Origin of the sequence: Arthrobacter sp. UCD-GKA, from assembly GCF_001863355.1 — a bacterium.
In the GTDB taxonomy this organism is placed as follows: Bacteria; Actinomycetota; Actinomycetes; order Actinomycetales; family Micrococcaceae; genus Paeniglutamicibacter.
On record NZ_MOLR01000010.1, the window covers coordinates 89,151 to 102,440 of the forward strand.

General features: G+C 67.1%; 10 protein-coding genes. 5 read left to right on the plus strand and 5 right to left on the minus strand.

The features are described 5' to 3' along the window. Positions 1–48: 48 nt before the first annotated feature. A complete protein-coding gene (gene purH / locus BLJ79_RS17025) occupies positions 49–1,716 on the minus strand; it encodes a bifunctional phosphoribosylaminoimidazolecarboxamide formyltransferase/IMP cyclohydrolase (protein ID WP_071215965.1) in 1,668 nt (555 codons plus the stop codon). A gap of 90 nt (positions 1,717–1,806) precedes the next feature. Further along, a complete protein-coding gene (locus BLJ79_RS17030; RefSeq protein WP_071215966.1) occupies positions 1,807–2,355 on the minus strand; it encodes a COG4315 family predicted lipoprotein in 549 nt (182 codons plus the stop codon). 244 nt (positions 2,356–2,599) lie between these two features. On the opposite strand from BLJ79_RS17030, the gene BLJ79_RS17035 reads away from it, so the two are divergent. Further along, a complete protein-coding gene (locus tag BLJ79_RS17035; protein ID WP_071215967.1) occupies positions 2,600–3,103 on the plus strand; it encodes a sigma-70 family RNA polymerase sigma factor in 504 nt (167 codons plus the stop codon). After that, complete coding sequence (locus tag BLJ79_RS17040; protein ID WP_071215968.1) at positions 3,100–3,768, plus strand: anti-sigma factor; 669 nt, start codon at positions 3,100–3,102, stop codon at positions 3,766–3,768. The genes BLJ79_RS17035 and BLJ79_RS17040 overlap by 4 nt, the downstream gene beginning before the upstream one ends. Here the strand turns inward: BLJ79_RS17040 and BLJ79_RS17045 are convergent. Further along, complete coding sequence (locus tag BLJ79_RS17045; protein WP_083411400.1) at positions 3,765–4,514, minus strand: DUF4303 domain-containing protein; 750 nt, start codon at positions 4,512–4,514, stop codon at positions 3,765–3,767. The genes BLJ79_RS17040 and BLJ79_RS17045 overlap by 4 nt on opposite strands. 267 nt (positions 4,515–4,781) lie before the next feature. On the opposite strand from BLJ79_RS17045, the gene BLJ79_RS17050 reads away from it, so the two are divergent. Continuing rightward, positions 4,782–6,131, plus strand: a complete 1,350-nt coding sequence (locus BLJ79_RS17050; RefSeq protein WP_071215970.1) for an MFS transporter — start codon at positions 4,782–4,784, stop codon at positions 6,129–6,131. Between the two features lie 28 nt (positions 6,132–6,159). On the opposite strand, the gene BLJ79_RS17055 is transcribed toward BLJ79_RS17050, so the two are convergent. Continuing rightward, on the minus strand, positions 6,160–7,077 hold the full coding sequence (locus BLJ79_RS17055; RefSeq protein WP_071215971.1) for an N-acetylglucosamine kinase: 918 nt from the start codon (positions 7,075–7,077) through the stop codon (positions 6,160–6,162). Positions 7,078–7,620: 543 nt separating this feature from the next. On the opposite strand from BLJ79_RS17055, the gene BLJ79_RS17060 reads away from it, so the two are divergent. Beyond that, entirely contained in the window at positions 7,621–10,653 is a 3,033-nt protein-coding gene (locus tag BLJ79_RS17060) for an alpha-mannosidase (protein ID WP_071215972.1), read from the plus strand. 311 nt (positions 10,654–10,964) lie between these two features. Here the strand turns inward: BLJ79_RS17060 and BLJ79_RS17065 are convergent, their stop codons facing one another. After that, positions 10,965–12,431, minus strand: a complete 1,467-nt coding sequence (locus BLJ79_RS17065; RefSeq protein ID WP_071215973.1) for an FAD-dependent monooxygenase — start codon at positions 12,429–12,431, stop codon at positions 10,965–10,967. A gap of 333 nt (positions 12,432–12,764) precedes the next feature. Here BLJ79_RS17065 and BLJ79_RS17070 point away from each other — a divergent pair, with 333 nt between their 5' ends. Then, positions 12,765–13,283, plus strand: coding sequence for a putative immunity protein (locus BLJ79_RS17070; RefSeq protein WP_071215974.1), 519 nt, complete (start codon positions 12,765–12,767; stop codon positions 13,281–13,283). The last annotated feature ends 7 nt before the right edge of the window (positions 13,284–13,290 follow it).

Here is a 13,290-nt window from a genome sequence, read left to right on the forward strand (position 1 = left end):
CGATCCCCCGGTGCGGGAGGTCGCCGGCGGCAGCCGGACCACTGGTTCCTAGTGGAAGAAGTGGCGTGCACCGGTGAAGTACATGGTGATGCCGGCTGCGTTGGCAGCGGCAATGACTTCCTCGTCGCGGACCGAGCCGCCGGGCTGGACCACGGCGCGCACACCGGCGTCCAGCAGGATCTGCAGGCCGTCGGCAAACGGGAAGAACGCATCCGAGGCGGCAACCGCGCCGCGGGCGCGCTCCGCCGAGGTGCCTTCGGCACCGGAGGCCCCGCCCGCGGCATCCACGGTTGATTCGACCGTGACGCCCAGGGTGTTGGCGCGCTCGACCGCGAGCTTGCAGGAATCCACGCGGTTGACCTGGCCCATGCCGATGCCCACGGCCGCGCCGTTGTTGGCCAGCAGGATGGCGTTGGACTTCGCGGCACGCACCGCGGTCCAGGCGAAGGCCAGGTCCGCGAGGGTCTTCTCGTCGGCGGCCGCACCGGCGGCCAGGGTCCAGTTCGCCGGGTTGTCGCCGTCGGCGTCGACCTTGTCGCTCATCTGGACCAGCACGCCGCCGGAGACCTGGCGGATTTCGCTCGGGTAGCGGCCGTAGCCCTCGGGCAGGGCCAGCAGGCGGATGTTCTTCTTGGCCGCGAGAATGGCCACGGCTTCGGCCTCGAAGGCCGGGGCGATGACGACCTCGGTGAAGATGTCCTTGACGGCGTTGGCCATGGCCACGGTCACGGTGCGGTTGGCTGCGATGACGCCGCCGAAGGCCGAGAGCGGGTCCGTGGCGTGTGCCTTGGCGTGTGCGTCGGCGATCGGGTCCACGGCATCCGGGGAGGCCACGGCGACGCCGCACGGGTTGGCGTGCTTGATCACGGCGACGGCCGGGGCGTCGAAGTCGAAGGCTGCGCGCAGCGCGGCGTCGGCGTCGACGTAGTTGTTGTAGCTCATGGCCTTGCCGTGCAGCTGGTCGGCCTGGGCAATGCCGGCCGGGGCGGCCTTGTCCACGTAGAGGGCAGCCTGCTGGTGCGGGTTTTCGCCGTAGCGCAGCACCTCGGAGCGTTCCAGGGCCAGGCCGGTGTACGCGGGCCAGTCGATGACGCCGTCGCCGTCCTCGTCCAGGAACTGTGAGGCGGTCCAGGAAGCGACGGCCGTGTCGTAGGCCGCGGTGTGCGCGAAGGCCTTGGCCGCCAGGCGCTGGCGGGACTTCAGGTCGAAGCCGCCGGAGGCGGCCGCGGCGATGACCTCGCCGTAGGAGGCCGGATCCACCACGATGGACACCGCGGCGTGGTTCTTGGCCGCCGAGCGGACCATGGCCGGTCCACCGATGTCGATCTGCTCGACCACGGCGTCGTTCTCGGCGCCGGAGCGCACGGTCTCGACGAACGGGTAGAGGTTCACCACGACGAGGTCGAAGGCCTCGATCTGCATGTCCTCAAGGGTCTTCATGTGGGCCGGGACGCGGCGGTCGGCCAGGATGCCGCCGTGCACGCGCGGGTGCAGGGTCTTGACGCGGCCGTCAAGCATTTCCGGGGAACCGGTGACTTCCTCGACCTCGGAGACCGGGATGCCCGCGGCGGCGATGCGCTTGGCGGTGGAACCGGTGGAGACCAGGGCGACGCCGGCTGCGTGCAGGCCCGCGGCCAGTTCCTCCAGTCCGCTCTTGTCATAGACGGAAATCAGGGCCCGGCGAATCGGGACGAGRTCAAGGACGGTCTGGCTCACAAAAGTCTCCCAGGGTGCGGAATTGAGGGGGTGCACTGCCCATCTTATCCCGCACCGTTGGGAGCGGCCTTCTTCCGTGTGCTGCGTGAACTATTTGATCATTTCCCCCGCAGGCGATGCCACGTACCAGACGTCCTTGACGCCCTGCCCCTTGACATCCCCGGGCTTGGAGTCCGCGGCGTAGTAATACAGCGGCATCCCGTTGAGCGTGAGCTGCTTGGCGCCGTCGGGGCTCGTGATTGTCCCGACCTTGCCGGTCACCCCTTCCACCGTGGGGGTGGCGTTGGTGGTGGTGGCGATCGGCCATGCGGCCAGGCACTCGCCGGTGCAGGCACTGGTGGTGGTGTCCTTGGCGTCCTTGGTGAAGTAGTACAGCGTCATGCCCTTGGAGTCGACAACGATGTTTCCGAGGGAGGTGGATGCGGTCTTCAGGTCCGTGGTTGCCGCGGCCGGGCTCGAGGCGGTGGCGCTGGGTGCCGGAGCCCCGTACCCGTCTCCCCCTGCGGAGGAGCTGGCCGCGGAGGTTGCGGCGGGACTCTGGGCCGGGGTGGTGCTGTTGCCGCAGCCGGCCAGCAGCAAGGCGGCACCCAGGAGCACCGCGGCGGTGGAAGCGAATTTCGGGTGGTTGTTCCGGATCATGATGCAATTCCTAACACTTGGGGCGGGACTTGGGCCCCGGTGATCTTCGGGGCCAGGGATCCCCCGGGGCACCAAGCCGGTGCATCCGGGAGACCTCTCACCGGCTAAGACGTACGAAAGCGCAAGGTGGTTCATGGTGTTGCAGGTTTTTTTGCGCATACTTGGAGGGTGTTTGAACCTTTTGCCGTCCCGATGCGTCTGAATGGGTGAACCCATGTTCCCGAGAAGACCCAATGGAGCCCATGTGCCGCTAGATGCGCAAGTGGTGTCGGATATCTACCGCGACCACGGAGATGCCCTGCGCCGCTTCGTGCTGCGCGTGGCCTCCGACCGCGACGAGGCCGACGACGTGGTGCAGGAAACCGTGCTCAAGGTGTGGAAGGCGGCACCGGAGTTGACCGGTTCGCTGCGCAGTTACCTGTTTGCCACGGCCCGCAACGTGATCATCGACCGGCACCGCCGCGCCGCGGCACGGATTTCGGCCACCGGACTCGGCGAGCAGGACCCGCAGGCCGCCGGGGCATTCGCAGGCATGGAAGCGGTCCTGGACAAGATCCTCATGGAAGAGGCCCTGATGCGTTTGACCCTTGAGCACCGGCAGGTGGTGGTCCACCTGCACTATCTGGGTTCCACGGTGGCGCAAACGGCCACCAGCCTGGGGATCCCCCAGGGAACGGTGAAATCACGGGCGTACTATGCGATGCGGTCCCTGCGCGGGATCCTGGCGGAGATGGGGGTGGAACAGTGAACGATCACCTGGATCTGGGTGCCTATGTGCTGGGCGGGCTGGACCCCGAGGCAACCCGGAACTTCGAGGCACACCTCGAATCCTGCGCCCAGTGCCGCAGGGAGCTTGCCTCATATGCCCCGGTAACGACGCGCCTGGGTGCCTTGGACCCACAGGCCGCCCGGGCAATGCTTGAGGCCGAGCCGGCGGCGCCGGTGGCCGAGCCCGGGATTCAGCTGCTGGACCGGCTGCGGGCCAGGCGCCGGACGCGCCGGGCCGCATGGGGGTCCGCGGCGGTCCTCGCGGTTGCCGCGTCCGTGGCCGGAGGGGTGTTCCTGGCACCGGTGCTGAACCCTGCCCCGGCACCCGATGCCAGCTACCAGGTCGTTTCGGCCGCCGGGCCGCGCGTGGACGTGGGATTGAATGCCAAGGCGTGGGGCACCGAGGTGCAGTTCAGCGCCACCGACCTGCCCACCAACGGGACCCTGTCGTTGTGGGTCATCGATAGCTCCGGCCAGGTCGACCGGGCAGGATCCTGGAACGCAACCAAGACGGGTACGGCCCGCCTGAGCGGAGCCGTACCCACGCAGATGGGGCACATCTCGGTGATCCAGCTGCGCGACGTGGATTCAAGGATCCTCGCGCAGCTCAATGTTCCGGAGGGGCCTGCGCAGTTGCCGAGCTAAATCGCCAGTTCCGGGAAATGCTTGGCCAGTTGTGCCTCGGTGAGGCACCTGCGCAGCAGGGCATCGCCGTGGTCGTCATCCGAGAGGTAGACGACCATGTCCTTGTTGCGTCCCTTGGCCAGGGTGTTGCGCAACGACTCGGTGACGCGGATGAGCATCTCGTAGTACAGACGGTTGGTCTTTTCCCACCCATGGTCCTTGGCGACGTTGGTCAGCGCCTGGCTCCACAGCTCGGTGGCCGACTCGTCGAAGAGCTCGATGGGGCTCCACTGCCAATCGGCGGGGTTCCACTTGGATGAGTAGTAGCCCTGCTCGGCACCGGAGGCCAACGCGTCGAATTCCTTCAGGACCGCGTCGATGTCTTCATCGTCGTCGTCCTCGTCGGTGGTTTCGCCCTCGTCTTCGTCGTCATCGTCCGAGTTGCTGTTGTTGTCGTCGCGATTCAGGTCCCTGTCGGACCCGTCGTCGTCGGCGTCGGCACGTTCCTCGAAGTATTCTTCCTCGTCCTCGTCGTCGAAGTCCTCTTCGTCGTTTTCCTCGTCGTCGCCGGCGAGGGAACGGGTCAGGGCTTGTTCGGAGTTCAGGGCCAGCACGGGCAAATCGATGTGGTCGGTTTCGTCCGCGCTCACCCCGTCAAGGGCAACGGCATAGAACATTTCGTCCGGGTGACGGTCAATTATTTCTTCCGCCTGGCGAAGAGCCGACACCCGTATCGCCTCTTCGAGAGCGGTCCAATCTACTCCCATAACCAGAGCCTACCCCGGGTTGCCCCGCACCGGAACAGCCCCGGCACATGGGGCTTCGGCGGATGCGCCGGGGCCGGAATGATGCCGGTCGGCGCAACACAAAGCCACAAAAAGTCAAGGCCTATTCTGTGGTTTTCCATTCCAGCGCGTAGCGTTGTTCCCGGCAGGCGCCGAAGGACTTCCTCCGCCCTGCCGCTTTGCCTCCATGTTGTCCTGGCTGTACCCCCGTCCTGCGTCGGTCCGCACCTTTCCGAAGGCCAATTCCTGATGAACAATTTCCTGAAGCTTCCCACCGGCGAATCGGTCGTCCAGAACCTTCCGTGGAAGTGGGGTGTGCAGGGAAGGATCTTCATCATTGGCGGGCTGGGTTTCATGTTCGACGCCTGGGATGTCACGCTCAACGGCGCCCTGATCCCGCTGGTCGCCGCCGAATGGGGCCTGGACCGGACCACCGCCGCGCTGCTGGGCACCGGCAACCTGGTGGGCATGGCCCTCGGCGCGTTCCTCTGGGGAACCATTGCCGACAAGATCGGGCGCAAGAAGGCCTTCACCTGGACACTGCTGATCTTCTCCATCTTCACCGTCGCAGGGGCCCTGGCCCCGGGCTTCGGCTGGTTTGTGGCCTGCCGCTTCATTGCCGGGGTGGGCCTGGGCGGGTGCATCCCGGTGGATTACGCGCTGGTCGGCGAGTTCACCCCGGCCAGGCAACGCGGCCGGGTRCTCACCGCGATGGATGGCTGGTGGCCCGTCGGCGCCGCGCTGTCATTCTTCGTTTCCGGCTGGGTCCAGGCGACCACGGGAAACTGGCGGCTGATCCTGGTGGTCATGGTGCTGCCGGCGCTGCTGGTGTTCTGGGTGCGGCGCAGCGTCCCGGAGTCCCCGCTCTACCTGGTCCGCAAGGGCCAGCGCGATGCCGCGGCCAAGGTCATCGACGACCTGGTGGCGCGCACCGGAGCCACCGCCGCGCCCTACACGCTGCCCGAGCCCCAGTCCGTCCCGCGCTTGTCCGCTGGGTCCTGGCTGGAGCAGCTGGTGAAGATCTGGCGCTTCAGCCCGCGGATCACCATGGTCTCCTGGTCGCTGTTCCTGACCATCCTGCTGGTCTACTACCTGGCCTTGACGTGGATGCCGTCCATCCTGGCCGACACCGGCATGGTCCAGTCCACGGCGTTCTTCATGACCTCGGTGATGGCGCTGATGGGATTGATCGGCGTGGGCATCGCGGCGCTGCTGGTCGAGCGGGTCGGGCGCAAGTGGCTGCTGGGCATCACCGGCCCGCTGTCCGCGATCATCCTGGTGATGGTCGCGGTGACCATCAACGCGCCCACCCTCGCGCTGATCTGGCTGCTGGTCTTCGGCGTGGTCGTGCAGATCGCCGTGCCGGTGCTCTACACCTACGTCTCCGAGCTGTACCCGACCGAACTGCGCGGATCCGGCTTTGGCTGGGCATCCTCGTTCAGCCGGCTGGGTGCCGGGTTCGGGCCGCTGGCCTTTGCCGCCTTGTGGCCCGTGGTGGGCCTGGGCAACCTGTTCCTGGTGGCCGGGGCCCTGGTGCTGGGCGCTGTCATCCTGATGGCGTTCTTCGCTCCCGAGACCAAGGGCCGCGCCCTGCAATAGGTCTTGCCAGGGTCTGGATCGGCGGAGCCTAGGCGGATTTTGCGGGCAAGGGAGTGTGGTCGGAGATGAACTTGGTCCCTTCCACCGGGTCGAGATCCAGGAAGCGGATCTCGACAAGTCCCAAGTCTCCCAGTGCCTGGCGCAGCATCTCCTGGTAGACAGGCTGGTGCATGCCCAGGCCGCCGCCGATGATGACCGGCCCTTGGGTTTCCAGCAGTGCGGAGATGTCCGAGAGCATTTGGCACACATGCTCGACCGCCTCGCCAACGATCACGGCGCTGTCCGGGTCCCCGGCCGCGAGGGCCTCGAAGACCAGCGGGGACTGCTGGGCCCAGTAGCGGCGGTCGGTGTCACCGTGGAAGAGCGCAATCAGCTCGTCCGGGGAGGAAACCTTGTTGGCCGCGAGCACGCGCCGGCCCAGCTCGCCCGGGGCCAGTCCACGGTTGAACTCGCGCAGCGTGTGACGCACCGCCTCGCGGCCCATCCAGTAGCCGCTGGCCTCGTCCCCCAGCAGGTAGCCCCAGCCACCGGCCCGGCCTTCCTTGCCTTCGGCGTTAACGCCCCAGACCGCCGAACCGGTCCCCAGGATGACAGCCATGCCGGTGGAGGCGTGGCCCGCGGCCAGGACCAGCCGGGTGTCGTGGACCACGAGGATCTCGGCATCCGGGGCGTGGACGGCGATCATGGAACGCAGGAACCCGGCGTCCGCCTCGGTGTCGATGCCGCCTGCACCAGCCACGACCCGGTCGATATGCCCGGCCCCGAGTGCGGCGAACACCTCGGCAATGTTGGCCCTGGCGGTCTCCACACTGACGTTCTGCACGTTGGCGCTTCCGCTCTTGGCCTCGGCAAGCCGTGTCCCACCGCTCCAGGCCATGGCGTGCGTCTTGGTTCCGCCGATGTCCAGGCCCACCAAGGCCAGCGGTTTCTGCCGGGTGCTACTCATGAATGTTCCTTCTCGTGGGTGATGCCCGTGCCTCGCCGGGGTGATGGTCCTTGCCCATTTTCCCCCGGATGCCTGGTGCCCGAGCCGTTCACGGACAGGCTGAACGGCGGCATGTCCGCGGCTCCCCGCCAGCCACGGTCGGTTCGGCGGGCCTTGCGGCAACGACCGTCGCTTGCGGGTGCAAGCCCTGAATCATGATGGCATCGTATCCGCCATTGCCTGCCCTTGCCCGTCCGCCACGGTGGATGGCTGCCGTCCCATTGCGGGACATCACTGCCCGGGCCCCAGGTGTTTCCCTCCGGGACGCGCCCACGCGACGGTCCGGCACCCGAACCCCCGCGGAGCCGTCTCCCGCGTTCTCGCCCCGGACGGGGGGCAGGTTCGGCACGGCCTCCCGTTGGCCTGGACCGGATCTTCCGGGACGGTGGAGGTCTTCTCGGATACGCTGACAAGACAGGTCAACGACGAAATCCTTGCAGAGCACCCCCGCCCGGCCCCTGGGACACCATCCTTCGGGCCGCGGCCCCGCGAAAGGCATTCTTCATGCATGACGACATCCCCCTGACCCTCGGACGTGTTGCGCGGGTCCTTGGGGAACGCATCCGCCCTGCCATCCACCCCGTTGCCCTCCCGCTGGAGGTTCAATGGCACGAACTTCCCGGCGAGCCCATCGCGCCGGCCGAAGCCATGGGCCTGGACTACACCGATTATTCGGTCGGCACCGCCTGGGGCGCGGCGTGGGGAACGACCTGGTTCCACCTGCGCGGCACCGTCCCGGCAGCATGGGCCGGCAAGCGCCTCGAGGCCCTGGTTGATTTGGGCTTTGACAAGAACATGACCGGCTTCCAATGCGAAGGCCTGGTCCACCGGGCCGACGGCAGCACCGTAAAGGCCATCAACCCGCGCAACCAGTGGATCCCCGTTGCCGACAGCGCCAAGGGCGACGAGAAGGTGGACTACTTTATCGAGGCCGCCGCCAACCCGGTGCTGCTGGACTACCACCCGTTCCTTCCGACCCAGGAAGGCGACATCCAGACCTCGTCCTCGCGCAGGCTTTACACCACCGGACGCATGGACCTGGCGATCTTCGAACCCGAGGTCCACGAGCTTTCCCTGGACCTGGAGGTGCTGCTCGAGCTGCAGGCCGAGCTGCCCGCGGGCCCGCGCCGCATGCGCATCCTGCAGGCCATGGACAACGCCCTTGACGTGCTGGACCTGCAGCGCATCACCGAAACCGCGCCCGCGGCCCGCGCCGAACTGGCCGGGGTGCTGGCCACGCGCGCCGACGAATCCGCGCACCGCATCTCCGCGGTGGGCCATTCCCACATCGACTCGGCCTGGCTGTGGCCGGTGCGCGAGACCATCCGCAAGGTCGCCCGGACCTCCTCCTCCATGGTGGAAATGCTCGATGACGACGAGGACTTCCTCTACGGCATGTCCAGCGCCCAGCAGTACGCCTGGCTCAAGGAGCACCGCCCCGAGGTCTACGGCCGGGTCAAGGAAGCCGTGGCCTCCGGACGCTTCCTGCCGCTGGGCGGCATGTGGGTCGAGTCGGACACCGTGATGCCCTCGGGCGAATCCATGGTCCGCCAGTTCTACTACGGCCAGCGCTTCTTCCGCGAGGAATTCGGGATCACCTGCGCCGGGGTCTGGCTTCCGGATTCCTTCGGGTACTCCCCCGCGCTTCCGCAGCTGATGAAACGGTCCGGCTTCGAATGGTTCTTCACCCAGAAGATCTCCTGGAACCAGCAGAACGTATTCCCGCACCACACGTTCAACTGGGAAGGGATCGACGGCTCGCGCGTCTTCAGCCACTTCCCGTCCATGGACACCTACAACTCGCAGCTTTCGGGTGAGGAAGTAGCCCGCGCCTCGCGCCAGTTCCGCGAATCGCGCCACGCCACCGGTTCCATTGCACCTGTGGGTTGGGGCGATGGCGGCGGCGGCACCACACGAGAGATGACCGGCAAGGCACGCCGCCTGGCCGACCTCGAGGGCAGCGCCAAGGTGAAGTGGGAACACCCCGACGAGTTCTTCAGGCGCGCCAAGACCGAGCTGGCAAACCCGCCGGTGTGGGTGGGCGAGCTCTACCTGGAGTTGCACCGCGCCACGCTGACTTCCCAGCACCGGACCAAGCAGGGCAACCGCCGCACCGAGCAGCTGCTGGTGGAGGCCGAGCTCTGGTGCGCCACCGCCGCCGTGTACACCGGCTTCGAGTACCCGCACGAGGAGATCGACGCACTCTGGAAGACGGTTCTGCTCAACCAGTTCCACGACATCCTTCCGGGCACCTCGATCGCCTGGGTCCACCGCGAGGTCGTTGCCGAGTACGCGCGGGCCACCAAGGCCACCGAGGCGATCATCGCCGCGGCGCAGGCCGCCTTGGTCGGCAAGGGCGAGACCCCGATCGCGATGAACGCTGCATCGTTCACCCGCTCGGGCATCCGCACCGGAGCCGGCGTGCCGGTGGCCGAGCTGGCCCCGGTAGCCGACACAGTGAAGGCCAGCGAGTCGGCCGACGGCTTCGTGCTGTCCAATGAGCTGGTCACCATCGCCATTTCCCGCGAGGGCCTGGTCACCTCGGCGGTTGACCACGCCACCGGGCGCGAGGCCATTGCCGTGGGCACCGAGGCCAACCTGCTGCAACTGCACCAGGATTTCCCGAACAAGTGGGATGCCTGGGACGTGGACAAGTACTACCGCAACCAGGTCACCGACCTGCGCGGACTCGATGCGATCGCCCTGTCCACCGATGAGGACGGCACCGCACGCGTCACCATCGAACGCAGTTTCTCCGCCTCGACCCTGCGCCAGGAACTGGCTCTGGCGCCGGGTTCGCGGGTGCTGCAGATCGAGCAGGTCACCGACTGGCACGAGACCGAGAAGTTTCTCAAGGTCGCGTTCCCGCTGGATATCCGCGCCGAGCATGTGATCGCCGAGACCCAGTTCGGCTACCACAAGCGCGTCACCCACGTGAACACCAGCTGGGAGGCGGCGAAGTTCGAGACCTCGATGCACCGCTTCGTGCTCGCCGGGGAACCGGGCTTCGGAGCCGCGCTGGTCAACGATTCCATTTACGGTTTCGACGTCACCCGAGATTCCACCGAGGCCGGCGTAACAACCAACGTTCGCTTGTCGCTGCTGCGTGCCCCGCGCTTCCCGGATCCGGAGACCGATCAGGGCATCCAGACCCACCGCTACGGTCTGGTCATCGGCGCCGACATCGCCTCGGCCACCGAGGCCGGCGCCCTGCTGAATTCCACGCAGCGCACCCTCACCGGCGCCCACGGGTTCGACCCGCTGGTCACCGTCGACGGAACGGGCACCGTGCTCTCCAGCGTGAAGCTGGCAGGCGACAAGTCCGGCGACCTGGTCGTGCGCGTCTACGAGTCCCTGGGCCGCCGTGCCTCAGGCACCGTAAAGGTGCACCATCCGGTGGATTCGGCCTCCGTGATCGGCCTCCTGGAGGACGCCATCGAGGGTGACGGCGGCATTGCCGAACACACCAACGGGTCGGTAAGAATTTCCTTGACGGCCTTCGAGGTGCGAACCCTGCGCTTCCGCCTCGGTCGCTAGCACCCGATTCTTCGTTTTGGTGCAGGTCCCGCAGGGCGATGGCCGGTGGGGTCAGGTCCAGCAGTGACGACGAAAACAAGTGGATGCGTTCCATCAACTCGAAGCTCGGCTTGCTCCCCGTCGAGACGGAAATGATCATGCACAAGGAACGCACCCGGAATCGACGATGATCAACGGTCGCGGCAACGAAATAACTCCCGCTTTCCGCACCGGCGGTGGCCGTCCCCGCCAGGTTTCCGCCGCCGGTCATGGGGTCGTCGTGACGACGCGTGCGGACATCGCAGGAGTAACGGCGTACTCCCCTGGAACGATCACGTTCTGGCGGGCGTCCCCGATCCAAACCAGCGCGTGAGCGCGTCAGCAAGCCCTTGGTCGGAGCCTTCACCCACCCAGGCGACGTAGCCGTCCGGGCGGACCAACACCGCGGCGGGGGCCGCCACCTCACCCAGGAGAGGAAGCTTCAAAGGGCCGTTGAACCGGGCTTCGACTTGCTGCACCCGGTCTGCCCACGGCGCGATCTCGAGGCGGTTGGACCCGGCCAGCTTGAGCAGCACCGGCTTGGCATCATGAAGCAGGGCGAAGACCCGTGTGGGGCCGTTGGGCGTGTCAAGGTCGAGATCGGGCATGCGTCGCCCGAGCAGCGGGTGTCCTTCCCCGAGGTCGTAGGCGATGTCGAGGCCGTGGATCAATGCGGCGAGGTGCTGGCGCGGCTGGTCCATGTGCATCAGCTCGCTGACGGTCTCGGCGAGCGCTGCGGAGCGTGCGTCATGGCGTTGCAGGGCCGTTTGCGCCATGGAGTGCTTGAGCGCGCGGAGCCCCACGGGATGCCGCTCAGCGTGGTAGGTCTCCAGCAGGGAATCCGGTGAGCTGCCCTTGAGGACCTGCGCGAGTTTCCAGCCGAGGTTCACGGCATCCTGCATGCCCAGGCCGATCCCCTGGCCGCCGGCGGGATAGTGCACGTGCGCGGCGTCCCCGACCAGCAGCACCCGTCCCTTGCGGTATGTTGCTGCCTGCCTTGTGGCGTCGGTGAACCTGGAGATCGAGGTTGGGCTGTGCACTCCGAAGTCCGTCCCGTACGCCGCGGTCAGGGAATCGGCCAGATCGCCTACTCCGGGTGCCTCCCGCGATCCGAGCTGCTGCTCCGTGGTGATGACGCGATAGGTGCGCCCGTCGTCGAGCAGGCTGAAGCCGTGGACTCCCGCCGCATCCAGCAACGTACCGGCGGGTGGTTCCTCGGACACTTCCACTTCGGCGATCAGGTTGCTGCGGGTTGCTTCCCATCCGGGGAAATCGATGCCGGCCGCCTTGCGAACCAGGCTGCGTCCACCGTCGGCACCCACCAGGTACGCCGTGCGGTGGTTGCCGCCGCCGGCGGTCTCGACCGTGACCCCGGTGTCGCCCTGGTCGAAGCCGATGACCTCCCGCCCATGGTGCACGGGCACGCCGAGCTGGTTGATCCAGTCTTCGAGGATTGGTTGTATCTGGCTCTGCCACAGTCCAAGCCCATAGGGGTGCCGCGTGGGAAAATCGCTGATGTCCAGCACAGTGCTGCCGAAGCGGGCGGTCTGCACCGTTTTTCCCGCCGCCAGGAATCGATCGGCAATCCCGCGCTGGTCGAGGATCTCGATGGTTCGGCAGTGGAAGCCCCCGGCACGGGATTCGGCCAGCGCCCCCGTCGGCCGCCGCTCCATGATCTCCACGTCGATGCCTGCCACGGCCAATTCCCCGGCCAGCATCATTCCGGCCGGGCCGCTGCCCACGATGAGGACATCCGCCATGTTCTTCCCTCCCGATGGTGTGCCTCCAAGGGCACTTTCGAGCAGTGTATGGCACGCCGCGGGGCTTGCGGCAAGCCCCCTGGCAGGCGATATCCTGAAAATGCAAGACGACGCCCACGGCGGCATCCTCGGTGATTTCAGGACGGTCCGCCAGGCCGCACGGATGGCCCTCCTATCGGGCAGTCCGTTCCCCACCCGGCAACCGTGCCAGATCCCTCGCTTGCGTTGATCAACGACGTGCCGATTCCCCTCGCCGTGCCACGTCCCGGAAAACCTGCAAGCTTCGCCCTGGACCCCCGTGCCTTGGAACTTCGTGAAGCGTATATTTGCAGCATGCCGATCCTTCCCAAGGAGCGCGATCCCCGGCTGGTCACCATCCGTCGCGGGGGCACACTGAGCGATGAACACCACCGGATGCTTGCCGCCTGGGCGCTGGACTGCGCCGAACACGTGCTGCCGCTCTTTGAGGACCGGCAACCTGGCGATACCCGACCCCGGCACGCCATCGAGGTCGGCCGGGCCTGGATCCGTGGCGAGGTCCCGATGCGCGAAGCGCACCGAGAGGCCTTCGTGGCCAATTCCGCCGGGCGCTCCATGCCCGATCCGGTGAAGTTCGCGGCCCTTGCGGCCGGGCAGGCCGTCGCCGTGGCCCACGTGGCAGCCCACGATCTGGGTGCCGCCGCATACGCCATCCGAGCGGCCGGTGCCGCTGCGGAATCCCGGGACGCCGCGGCGGCCCGTGCAGCGGAACGGGAATGGCAACGCTCCCAACTGCCTGCGGCGGTCCGTGAACTGGTTCTCGATGACCAGAAGCACCGCAATGCCATTTGCTGGAACGTCTTCACCGATTGACCCGCCA